Source organism: Acetobacter persici (assembly GCF_018256955.1).
GTDB lineage: Bacteria > Pseudomonadota > Alphaproteobacteria > Acetobacterales > Acetobacteraceae > Acetobacter > Acetobacter persici.
Window position 1 is genome coordinate 64,487 of record NZ_JAERKU010000011.1, and the last position, 11,161, is coordinate 75,647.

Annotated in this window: 9 protein-coding genes; 2 read left to right on the forward strand and 7 right to left on the reverse strand. The window is 58.1% G+C overall.

Annotated features, from left to right (window positions below; translation table 11 throughout):
* Positions 1-271 precede the first annotated feature (271 nt).
* Both JK199_RS11935 and JK199_RS11940 read left to right on the forward strand, forming a co-directional pair.
* Positions 272-2,521: an ATP-dependent nuclease gene (locus JK199_RS11935; protein ID WP_212376228.1), complete on the forward strand. Its 2,250-nt coding sequence runs from the start codon at positions 272-274 to the stop codon at positions 2,519-2,521.
* Positions 2,503-4,374 (forward strand): UvrD-helicase domain-containing protein, encoded by a 1,872-nt coding sequence (locus tag JK199_RS11940; RefSeq protein WP_212376231.1) that lies wholly within the window; start codon positions 2,503-2,505, stop codon positions 4,372-4,374. The genes JK199_RS11935 and JK199_RS11940 overlap by 19 nt, the downstream gene beginning before the upstream one ends.
* A gap of 278 nt (positions 4,375-4,652) precedes the next feature.
* Here the strand turns inward: JK199_RS11940 and JK199_RS11945 are convergent, their stop codons facing one another.
* The 7 genes from JK199_RS11945 to JK199_RS11975 all read right to left on the reverse strand — a co-directional run bounded on the left by JK199_RS11945 (position 4,653) and on the right by JK199_RS11975 (position 11,156).
* Positions 4,653-5,078, reverse strand: coding sequence for a CopG family transcriptional regulator (locus JK199_RS11945; RefSeq protein ID WP_212376330.1), 426 nt, complete (start codon positions 5,076-5,078; stop codon positions 4,653-4,655).
* Between the two features lie 5 nt (positions 5,079-5,083).
* Complete coding sequence (locus JK199_RS11950) at positions 5,084-7,066, reverse strand: conjugal transfer protein TraG (RefSeq protein ID WP_212376234.1); 1,983 nt, start codon at positions 7,064-7,066, stop codon at positions 5,084-5,086.
* 410 nt (positions 7,067-7,476) lie between these two features.
* Positions 7,477-7,770 carry a type II toxin-antitoxin system RelE/ParE family toxin gene (locus tag JK199_RS11955; protein WP_212376237.1) on the reverse strand — a complete coding sequence of 98 codons (294 nt, stop codon included), beginning with the start codon at positions 7,768-7,770 and terminating at the stop codon, positions 7,477-7,479.
* A complete protein-coding gene (locus tag JK199_RS11960) occupies positions 7,767-8,039 on the reverse strand; it encodes a type II toxin-antitoxin system ParD family antitoxin (RefSeq protein ID WP_141262633.1) in 273 nt (90 codons plus the stop codon). The genes JK199_RS11955 and JK199_RS11960 overlap by 4 nt, the downstream gene beginning before the upstream one ends.
* Before the next feature lie 89 nt (positions 8,040-8,128).
* Positions 8,129-9,883, reverse strand: coding sequence for a relaxase/mobilization nuclease domain-containing protein (locus JK199_RS11965; RefSeq protein WP_212376240.1), 1,755 nt, complete (start codon positions 9,881-9,883; stop codon positions 8,129-8,131).
* 246 nt (positions 9,884-10,129) lie between these two features.
* Positions 10,130-10,831 (reverse strand): lytic transglycosylase domain-containing protein, encoded by a 702-nt coding sequence (locus tag JK199_RS11970; RefSeq protein WP_212376243.1) that lies wholly within the window; start codon positions 10,829-10,831, stop codon positions 10,130-10,132.
* Complete coding sequence (locus JK199_RS11975) at positions 10,818-11,156, reverse strand: DUF736 domain-containing protein (protein WP_212376246.1); 339 nt, start codon at positions 11,154-11,156, stop codon at positions 10,818-10,820. Before JK199_RS11975 ends, JK199_RS11970 begins: the two co-directional genes overlap by 14 nt.
* Positions 11,157-11,161 lie beyond the last annotated feature (5 nt).

Sequence of the window (11,161 nt, forward strand, 5' to 3'; positions counted from 1 at the left end):
CCAGAAGATAATTTGGATAGGGCAAACAGCAGGAGACAGACGGCTTACGCCTCATTTCAGAGATCCCTTCGGTATCGTCAGTCGCCCGGAAGCAGGCACTCGAGGTGTTGGTGTGGAAGTTTGCAAGTGGCCCTGCAAACATGCTGGGCCAGCTTCAGTTTCCTCATTTGTACGGGGTTGGAGGGAATAGTCTGTAAGATGGTTTTTTGGGGGGGCAACCAATTTTTTGCAGGACACGTCTCCCACATGATGCCAATATCTATGGTAATAGGTGAAAATTGCGAGCGATACTGTGAAATTAATAAATATCCAGATCGAAAACTTTCGTTCACTCAGAAATCTTAAGGTCGATCTAGAAGAATATCTTTCGATAATTGTTGGCAAGAACAATGTAGGGAAGACTTCGCTTCTAATCGCATTGGAGCGCTTTCTAGGTAACTCGAGCTCAGTTTTCGATTTTGATGATTTCAATCTGGATTTTCGGCAGCATGTATTGGAGTTGGCCGAGGGCAAGGTTCAGCCTGACGACCCGTATCCATTTTGTGGCATCAGGCTTCGTGTCTTCATTGAGTATTCGGACGATGACGATCTCGGCAATATCGGCAACAAGGTAATCATGGACCTCGATCCCGAAAACAAGTGGATCGTATTGGACTTTCTATACCACCTCTCGTCGGAGTATCTCGAAATCCTGCGGAGGGATTTCAAGGCTCAGCAGGAGAAGAAGACGGATAAGGCGCAGGACATTCTTAAATTTCTACGCGAGAACCATAGGGATTACTTCAAAATCGCTAGGCGAAGCGTACAATTCGACCCTGCAGCGAGGAAGGCGCAGGAAGACATTTTCGTCGATCTCATCAAGGAATCTATCCGTATCGACGACATCATCTCATTCAAGCGCATCTCCGCGCGCCGCTCGGTTTCAAACAAGGAAACAGATAAGACGCTATCGACGATGTCGTCGAAGATCTACTCAGCAATGTCATCCGACGCCGGAGATGAGGAGGTTTTTGAAACTTTCAAGATGGCGCTCAGTGATACGGACGACAAACTCAACAGCATCTACAACAAACTTTTTGAAGAGGTCATCGACGATGTGAGGCGATTTGGCGGAGTTAAGGAGGGCGATACACAGCTTCAAATTAGGTCGACGTTGCAGCGTCGTGAATTGCTTGAGGACAACACGACCGTCATGTACGGGCAGGGAGCAGAGTTGCATGTTCTGCCCGAAAGCTACAACGGCTTGGGCTACCTAAACTTGATCAGCATGATTTTCGATATCAAGCTCATCCTCAATGAGTTCAAAAGAGGGAATAAACCGAAACCCGCAGACATAAATCTCCTGTTCATTGAAGAGCCTGAGGCCCATACACATCCACAGATGCAGGCAATATTCATCAAGAATATTAAGAACCTCGTTGGGCGGTCTGTTTCAAACGCAGATGGTATTAGGCGTACGCTCCAGACAATTCTTTCGACGCATTCAGCACATATCGTGGCCGAGTCAGAATTCGACGATATAAAATATTTCAAGAAATCTGCCGGAACTACTGAGGCCAAGGGACTGCGCGACCTGCATGCCATGTACAGGGCTTCGGGGAAAGACGGGCACTACACTTTTTTAAGACAATACCTGACTCTCCATCGTTCGCAGCTTTTTTTCGCGGACAAGGCTATTTTGGTTGAGGGTGACACAGAGCGAATCCTTCTTCCCGCCATGATGCGCAAAATTGATCAAATTGACGAAGCGGCTGCTTTCGAAAACTCTGAAATCGCTCCGCTTCCTTTGATGTCTCAGAACATCTCAGTAATCGAGGTCGGTGCTCACTCTCACATTTTTGAAATCTTCCTCGACTTCATTGGTGCAAAGACACTCATCATCACGGACCTTGATTCATGCGTCGAGCGGCAGCGCGTCAAAGACGGCACCCTGGTCACGAATAAAAAAAATGGGCAACCAGTTATGGATATCGTTGCTCACCCGGTGGAACACGGGACCCACACGAGCAATGCTGCTCTAAGATTTTTCTTCGGAGTCGGCTCCGCGCTCACATATTTCCGGACGCTGTCCCTTGGACAAAAGACCGTAAAGAGAAAGTTAGACGGCCTCTGGGCTATGGACCCCGCAGGTGAAGTCATGTGCGCTTATCAAGTTACCGAGACCAATGCCGAAAATGAAACATACTGTGCTCGGAGTTTTGAGGACGCGTTTTTCCATGTCAATCGAGCATTCATGACATCCGCCAGCGCGGTGGCAGATGAGGACGATCCGCCGAAGTTTCCAAGTCTCAAACCAAGTGCATTGGCCGAGTTCATCGGTGGCGGCAAACCCGATGTAATGGCTAATAAAGGAATTGATAAGAAGCCCTCATTCGCCATCGAGATACTACTCAACAGCGAGACGGCGAAGCTTACCAAATCAAATATGGATGGCAAGGCCCGAGAATTCACTCTGGAATTCAGTAACTGGAACATTCCAAAATACATTCAAGAAGGTCTAAGATGGATCAAGATCGGCTGAAACTGGAGCCCGAGGTCGAGCTGGTTCTCAAACACGTTTCTGACGGCAAGAACTTTCTACTAAGTGGTGGAGCGGGGAGCGGGAAAACTTACTCCCTAGTCCAAGTCATTGGCGAACTGCTGCGGACCCAGCTAAGCGCATCCATTGCTTGTATCACCTATACGAATGCGGCGGTTCGTGAAATCGAGTCACGTGTTGTGAACGAGAGACTAGCCGTCAGCACCATCCATGATTTTTTGTGGGCCGCCATCAGCCCGTTCCAGACCGAACTGCGTCTTGTTTTGATCGATTTGATGTCTGGAGATAGCCCTCGAATTAATCCCGGGAGCGCCGCAATTTTCAATGGGATGTATGACGGAAAATCAATTGAATACAAGGAGTTCAGAATATTATCAGAAGGAATCATTTCCCACGACGAGGTTATCACTCTCGCCTACGGTGTGTTTGAAAAATATCCCAAGATTCGAGAAATCCTCCGAGATCGTTATCGGTATATTCTGGTAGATGAATATCAGGATACGGCACCTGACGTCATCAAAATTCTCCTCGATTTTCTGCCTTTGGCGCACAGGAAAGGCGTCTGCGGCTTCTTCGGCGACAGCATGCAATCGATCTATGATGACGGTGTCGGATCGATAAAGGATTATGTGTCGACTGCATCTGTAATGGAGGTTCAAAAAGTCCAAAACCGTCGAAATCCTCGCCTCGTGTTCGAGCTTGCAAACCGCTTGAGATCAGATGGGCTCGTACAGAAAGAGTCTTCTGACGAAAATGCTCCTAATATGCACGGCGGTGCTGTGAAAGATGGATCAATCCGCTTTTATTACACGGCGGACGGAAGCGACAAACTTGATGGCCTGCGGAAGACTCTCGGATGGAACTTCAGCGACGTCGCTGAGACCAAAGAGCTGAACCTGACGCACAATTTGATCGCGCCTCAGGCGGGATTCGGCGATCTCATGGAAATCTACGACAAAGATGGCGTGCTCAAATTCCGCGACAGGCTTGTCAACCATATCAAAGCCAACGATGAGCTCGCTAATTACGACGCCGACACATTTGGCGAGGTCATGACCAAGTTTCCAGGAGTGGTTCCGACGCCGGGGATGAAAGCTTTCATCGACGCCCATCCAGATTGGCTGACGGATGCAAAAAGCTGCAACTTCCTGGTTTTCAGGCGCATGCGTGTCGATAAGGACCAACTCGTCGATGACAAGAAACAAACCGAGGAAGAGAGCGCACGCAAAGGCTCACAACGATGCCCGTTTATCAAGCATGTCTTCAAAATCCTGGACGTCGTTCACCTCTATCAGCAGCGGAAATTCAATGAATTTCTGAGACGCACCGAGTTCAAGCTTCGGTCAGCGAAAGACAAGTTACGACTCAAGGAATGTATCAACGAAATTGGTGCGATGAGCGACCGTCCGATTATCGAAGTCATAGATTACGCCGAGAAACATGGATTGGTCCGCAAAGACGACGCTTTCACCAATTTTGTGATTCGCAAGCCCTACCTCTTCAATCGCGTAACACCAGTGAATTACTCTTCTTACCTGGCGCTCTACGAGCACCTCGAAGGTCGAACGACCTACTCAACGCAGCACAAGATAAAGGGACGGGAGTTTGATCGCGTTCTCGTCATTTTGGATTCCGGGGGATGGAACAAGTACAATTTCACCTATCTGTTCGAGGGTGGCGGGACAGCCTCCGTCCGAGAGCGCACTGAAAAACTATTCTATGTTTGCTGCACGCGATCAAAAGAATCGCTTGCAGTGTATTTTCGAGACCCTTCCTTGAAGGTCATCGCAAGAGCGAAGGAATGGTTCGGCGAAGGAAATGTCATCGCGATCTGAACCTCTTACTGTAGGATGATTGTTCGCTACGTTGATCAGGTCAAACTCCCGTCTTGTTGCGATAACATCTTGCATAGATCGGCGCGGCAGTGAGTATCATTATTTGTATTCTGACTTCGAACACACATGGCCGCTATTGGTGCCCACGCGACGTGACACAGCTGTTATAAGGATATCTGCTTTCGGACAATTCTAAAGATGAGCCTATGGCCGGCGGCCAGCTGGGATGAACGTATCCGCCGCAATCCAGATCAAAGTTTGGGAGATGGACTGCCGAGTCAGTTACCATTCCGTTCCGTAACAGGCCTCACGTCCAGCCTCACCTCGTCGTCCAGCGTCGTCCCACGCGCGAGCCTACGTCCGACAGCTTCTACAAAGCCGTCATACCGCTCCCGCCCTTTGCTCTGCGCCGCAGCAAGAGCCGCATCCGGTAGCGGCGGCGTGCTGGTCAGCCAGAACCGCACGAACACGGCCAGCGATTCATTGGCGATCGTCACTCGTCGCTCCATGCGCTCCAACTGCCGCGTCATCCGGTCCAGCCGCCGGGCCAACGCCGCTTCCAGCCGTTCCGGCCCATCCGGTGACAGGAACGACGCCAGCGCCGTCTCCACGATCAGCGCCTGCGGCACCTTCTTGCGGGCAGCGTAATCGGCGAGCCTGACGCTGAGTTCGGCCGGCAGCCGGATCGTGTGCTTGATCCGCATGGCAGTCATAGCCCCATCCGATCGCCAGGATCGAGCGAAACCTGACGCGCGAGACCCCGCTCACCGCGCCGCAAGGTCTGTGCCCGCTTCGCATCGTCCTCGGGTTCATCCTCCGGCGGATCAAATTCATGCACCGGCTTCCTCGGTGCCTGCACCACCTCTTCCTGTTCTGGCAGCTCCGGCTCACGGCGGATGCCGGCATTGGCGGGATCATCGTCCGCATTGCTGGCAGGAGACGGCTGGACCACATCGGCCCAATCTCCCGGCGGCAGCGGGCCGATTGGGGGCGTTCCTTCAGGGATCGGCGGTGGCTCAAACCGGGGCGGCGGGAGGATGCGCGCGGTCAGTTCGGCATCCTCGAAATACCGCGCCTTGCGCGCCCGGATCGGCGGGCAACCGGACACCAGCACCAGTTCCTCGTCAGGCGGAAGCTGCATGATCTCGCCCGGCGTCAGCAAGGGCCGCGCCGTCTCGTGCCGTGTTACCATCAGATGCCCGAGCCATGGCGATAGCCGGTGGCCGGCATAGTTTTTCGCGTCACGGATCTCGGTCGCGGTACCCAGTGCGTCGGACACCCGTTTGGCGGTCCGCTCGTCGTTGGTCGCGAAACTGACCCGGACATGGCAATTGTCGAGGATCGAATTGTTCTGGCCGTAGGCTTTCTCGATCTGGTTCAGGCTCTGGCCGATCAGGAAGCTCTTGATGCCGTAGCCCGCCATGAAGGCCAATGCACTCTCGAAGAAATCCAGCCGTCCCAGCGCCGGGAATTCATCGAGCATCAGCAGCAGCCGATGACGCCGCTTCGCCTCCAGTTCCTCGGTCAGCCGGCGGCCGATCTGATTCAGCACCAGACGGACCAGAGGTTTGGTGCGGCTGATATCCGAGGGCGGCACCACCAGATACAGCGTCGCCGGATGACTGCCGGCCACAAGATCGCGGATCCGCCAGTCGCAGCGCCGGGTCACATGCGCCACCACCGGATCGCGATACAGGCCAAGGAATGACATGGCGGTGGATAGCACGCCCGAGCGCTCGTTGTCGCTCTTGTTGAGCAGTTCCCGCGCAGAACTGGCGACCACCGGATGCACGCCCTTCGCGCCAAGATGCGGTGTGGTCATCATCGCACGCAACGTGGTCTCGATCGCCCGTTTGGGGTCGGAGAGGAAATTGGCCACCCCGGCCAGTGTCTTGTCCTCCTCGGCGTAGAGGACATGCAGGATGGTGCCGACCAGTAGGGCGTGGCTGGTCTTTTCCCAATGATTGCGCTTCTCAAGGGCGCCTTCGGGATCGACCAGCACGTCGGCAATATTCTGCACGTCGCGGACTTCGCGCTCGCCGCGCCGTACCTCCAGCAACGGATTGTAGGCGGCACTGGCCAGGTTGGTCGGATCGAACAGCAACACCCGGCCGAAGCGCGAGCGCCAGCCGGCGGTCAGCGTCCAGTTCTCTCCCTTGATGTCATGGACGATGGCGGAGCCCGGCCAAGTCAGCAGGGTCGGCACCACCAAGCCGACACCCTTGCCCGATCGGGTCGGGGCGAAGCACAGCACATGCTCCGGCCCGTCATGGCGGAGATAGGCATCGGCCGAGCGGCCCAGCACCACCCCATCGGGGGCCAGCAGCCCGGCGCGACGGATCTCGCGCGGCTCTGCCCAGTGCGCCGAGCCATAAGTGGTGGCGCGTTTCTTCTCCCGGGCGCGCCAGACGGACATGGTGATCGCGACGATGACAGCGGCTATGCCCCCCGACCCCGCGATGTAACCGCCGGTGGTAAAGATGTCCGGAGCATAGGCATCGTAGGCGAACCACCACCAGAAGAACTCCGGCGGGTAATAGACCGGCCAGCCGAGCAGCGTGAACCACGGGGCACCAAGCTGCGGCTGGAAGCCTAGCCGCCAGGCCGTCCACTGGGTCGCGGCCCACGTGAAGGCGAGGATCACGGTGCTGACGGCAAACACCGATCCCCAGAGGATCTTGGTCTGGTTCATGACAGGAACCGACCAAACGGCTCGCTTCGCCGGCGTTCAAGGTCTAATTACGATGTCTAGGGCCGCCGGATAGGTGGGGACAATAAACGGACGGCCTGCCTGTTCGCGTGGACGGCGGCAAGAATATCGAGAATCGTGCGCGTGCTGACGCCGCTTCGCTCGCCCTGTTCCAGCAACTCGACAAGCGCACGCTCATCTTGATGAGTGGCGGGATAACAGGTCGATGGCACCTTATTTTGCCTTGTCATGCTGGGAAACTCCGATCGCCTTGTCGTCGCATGTGGAGAAGAACCCGGTACGGTAAAGATGCCTCCACCTGATAATCGCACCCACATTCTGATCGTCGTGATGGCATCGAAGTTCATCGTCATTGACGACCGCTGCACGCGATCTCACGGGAGGCCCTGACTTTACGAGTCAAATATCTGTGGCAGATCCCGTGCGCCATGAAGCACGCGGACGATACGTACCTCGTCGATCAGTTCACGGAAGAACAGCAGATAGCGGCCGTGAACAATGACCCTCAATCCGGGACTGATCTCATCGCGCGCCGGAAAGCTCGCTGGATGTTCAGCCGCAACGGCGGCCTTCGCTTCCAGTTCAGCAACGAAGCTCATGGCCCGCTCGGGATTGTCCTCAGCGATATAGAGCGCGATCTCCAGAAGGTCGGCACGCGCGGCCGGAGCGAAGCCGAGCCGTTTCATCCCTGCACGCGGCGACGGGCGATCACATCCCGCAATTCGGCGAAGACGGTCTCAGCCGGGATGCTCGACCCGCTCTCATCACCAAGCCGGATCGCCTCCCGCAGGGCATCGAGATCACGACGGTCGGTATCACGTCGGCGCATCCATTCGCGCAACGCCTCGCGCACCACCTCGCTGGTCGAGGCGTATTCGCCACCGTCGACGGACTGGCGCAGGATCGCCGCCATCTCGGACGGCACGGTGATGGTCATACGTTCGATCGTGGACATGAAGCGGCTCCTCTCAGGCGAGCATACTTCATCATACTTATGAAGCAGCTATTTTGTCAGCCGAAAATCCGCAGGCTGTCCACCCGCCATCAAATACCCAGCCCGCGCTTACGACCGAAATTCCAGTCCACCGATCCACCCGGCGACAGGGTACCGGAAACCTGCCGCCCGAGCTTCTGCTCCAGCGCTGGCCGCCACGGCACGAGCTGGAACCCCAACCCGTCATCGACCATCGCGAAGCGGCCGGAGGACAGAACTACCCGCTGGCGATAGACCCCCAAGACAATCTCGCCTTCCTTCGCGGGCCGGTGTTCCAGCCCGGTCTGCGCCGCAAGTCCGGCCGCCGCCTGATCGAGATCGCGCTGGCGCAGGGTGCCGATCAGGTCGGGTGCGAACACCACGCGCTCACCCTGCCGCCGGGCCAGCCCCTCGGAGACGAGATGATCAATCCGTTGCGCCATCGCCGCGCGGACCTCCGCGCCGAAGCCCCCATTGGCCAGTGCCGGCTCTTTTGCGAATAACTGGCGATCGAGCCAGGTTGCACCGGGTGCTGTCACCTGCTCGGCCAGCGTGAAGTCCGAGCGCGTCGCCAGCGACAGGCGCTGTATGCCTTTGGCATCCTCCCAGGTCCGGGTCTCAACGATCGCACCGGTCCTGGCATCGCCGGTCAGGTCCAGATCGGGGAAGCGGAGATGATGTGTCCGCCCGTCGGTGCCGGCGACCACCACGTAGCCGGAGCCCTTCAACTCGTCATCCAGCCCGCGCTCGACCAGCCGCCCGATGACCGGATCGGCCAGCGTCTCGCCATGGATGGCAAAACCCGCAACATCGGGTTCCGTCCCACCGCCAGATATGGCGCGGTGCATGGTCCTGATGATGTCGCCCCGGATGGAGAGATCGCGCAGCGTCCCCTCCAGCCCCGGCTTGAGGGTCCAACGTGCGACGCCCACGCGCTCGGCCAGACCAAGCCCTTCCAGCTTGGTCGTCCTTCCGACCAGCAGGCGGCGTAGTTCCGGGTCTTCGGCGCCCACACCCGGCCGGAGATCGACGATGCCGCCACGCTCGTCACTGATGTCCTGCAGCGCGCGATCGAGGCTGGTCCAGCGGTCGGCGCCGATCTCGGTCTCCAGGGCGGTGCGGATTTCCTGCTCGCTGCGCGGACCCAGCTCCAGCGTCACCCGTTCAGCGGCACGGTCGCGCAGGCCCTGACTGATATAGGCGCGGCTGATCACCAGATCCTTGCCGTCATCGGCGACGCCGCGCACCAGGATGTGGACGTGCGGATTGTCGGTGTTCCAGTGATCCACCCCGACCCAGTCCAGCTTTGTGCCCAGGTCGCGCTCCATGTCCTGCATCAGTTCCCGTGCGAAGCCCCGCAGATCCTCCATCCGTGGCGCATCCTCGGGGGAGACGATGAAACGGAAATGGTGCCGGTCGTCTTCACAGCGTTCCGCGAACGCCTTGCTGTCCGCCTCATCAGACCCCGCATCGAATAGGTGGGCCCTCGCACCATCGCGGGTCACGCCCTCGCGTCTGAGATAGGCGATATGCCGGGCGAGCGGCGCCGAGAGAAAGCGCGTGCCCTGCTGGCGAACGACCCGCGCCTTGACCACGACGCGACGGGCATTGCTGCGCAGCCGCATGGAGAGTGCTGCCCGCCGGCCGCGCCCGAAACGGGAACCGCCACCGCCTCCCCTGCCCTTCGCACCGAAACGGGTGCCGGTATGACCGGCCCTCTTCGCGGCACGCATGACCTCGCCAACGAAGGATTTCGGTCGTGCGCCCTGATTGCCATGCCGGATGCGTCCGGGCCGGACAGTCAGGCTGTCATCGCGCGTCGCCATGGGCCGCTTTCCGTTTCGATGTGCGCCTGACGGCGCCCGGATCGTTGAAAAGATTAGGAAAAATGCCCGAACAGCCGCAGGCGGTGCGGGGTGAGAGGGCAAATTCCCCAATCAAACCAACCACATGCAGCCCCGAACGGGCGCTGCTTTTACCTTGCCGTCCTTCTGTCTGTTGCCTGTCTCCCCCCGGCACCCCATCCCCAAGGCACCCACAGCCCGCCAGCACCCGATGGACCGGAACGGGGGTCATCGACGTGTTTCCCCATGTCCCGACGAGATGAACAGACCGGCCGATTGCGGGGCAAGCGCCGTCCAGTCGCTCGGGCGGGCGTCGTCGGCATGCACCAGATTATGTACGCTCCCGACATGCCGGGGGGCATTTTCTGTGCGCAGGAATGACGCCGGAAAGAGGGAGGAAACCTGCCAGGATGGTGCCGCCGAAGCGCCGATCGCGATGTCATCGGCAAGCGGAAGAGCCAGGCGCGCGCTGACCGACGCGACGTAGTTCCGCGTCTCGGCAGGCAACGGTCGGCCGGTTGCCAGATGCTCGTCATAGCGCGCGGGACCGGCATTGTAGGCGGCAAGAAACCCGGCCTCGCCGTAGCGGTCCCGCATCCAGCGCAGATAGATCGCTCCGGCCAGAATGTTATCGTGCGGGTCGAACGGATCGTCGCCAAGGCCGAGCGACGTGCGCAGGCTGGACCATGTGCCGGGCATCACCTGCATGAGCCCCATCGCACCCGCCGATGACACCGCCCGCGCATCACCTCGGCTCTCCACATGCAGGACGGCAGCAATCCATGACGCTGGAATCTGCGCGCGTGTGGCTGCTTCCGCGATCATGTCGGCGTAGGGATCGGCGACCGCGACATGCTCCGGTATCGTCATCGAAGCGACGATCGGAAGCACGACACCGAGCAGCCGGAGTGCCGATTTACCGCCGATCATCGCGCTTCACCGGACGGTTCCAGACCAGATGAAAGGCACGCCCCTGACGGTCGGACTGGAACAGGTTGGCGCGGATCGGCTGCGCCAGCGTGGGGTCATCGAGAACGAGCGAGAGGTAGGTGCCCGCCTTCTCGCCGGTGCGTTTCCAGCCGGCACCAATCTCCGGCCCAGCGTCGGCGTCGCCGAGATGGACGCGATAGTCGGGCGCATGCTCGACGTCCGACGATGTCGCCGGCACGATCGTCAGTTCGACGTCGAGAGCGAGCGTGCGCAGGCGACCGGCGAAGCCGTCAGAAGTGCGCGTGAAAGTTCCGATCTGAGCCATGTCAG

Coding starts and splice junctions, on each gene's coding strand:
- JK199_RS11940 (WP_212376231.1), top strand. CDS start 2,503: ATGGATCAAGATCGGCTGAAACTGGAGCCCGAGGTCGAGCTGGTTCTC.
- JK199_RS11945 (WP_212376330.1), bottom strand. CDS start 5,078: ATGCGGATCAAGCACACGATCCGGCTGCCGGCCGAACTCAGCGTCAGG.
- JK199_RS11950 (WP_212376234.1), bottom strand. CDS start 7,066: ATGAACCAGACCAAGATCCTCTGGGGATCGGTGTTTGCCGTCAGCACC.
- JK199_RS11955 (WP_212376237.1), bottom strand. CDS start 7,770: ATGAAACGGCTCGGCTTCGCTCCGGCCGCGCGTGCCGACCTTCTGGAG.
- JK199_RS11960 (WP_141262633.1), bottom strand. CDS start 8,039: ATGTCCACGATCGAACGTATGACCATCACCGTGCCGTCCGAGATGGCG.
- JK199_RS11965 (WP_212376240.1), bottom strand. CDS start 9,883: ATGGCGACGCGCGATGACAGCCTGACTGTCCGGCCCGGACGCATCCGG.
- JK199_RS11970 (WP_212376243.1), bottom strand. CDS start 10,831: ATGATCGGCGGTAAATCGGCACTCCGGCTGCTCGGTGTCGTGCTTCCG.
- JK199_RS11975 (WP_212376246.1), bottom strand. CDS start 11,156: ATGGCTCAGATCGGAACTTTCACGCGCACTTCTGACGGCTTCGCCGGT.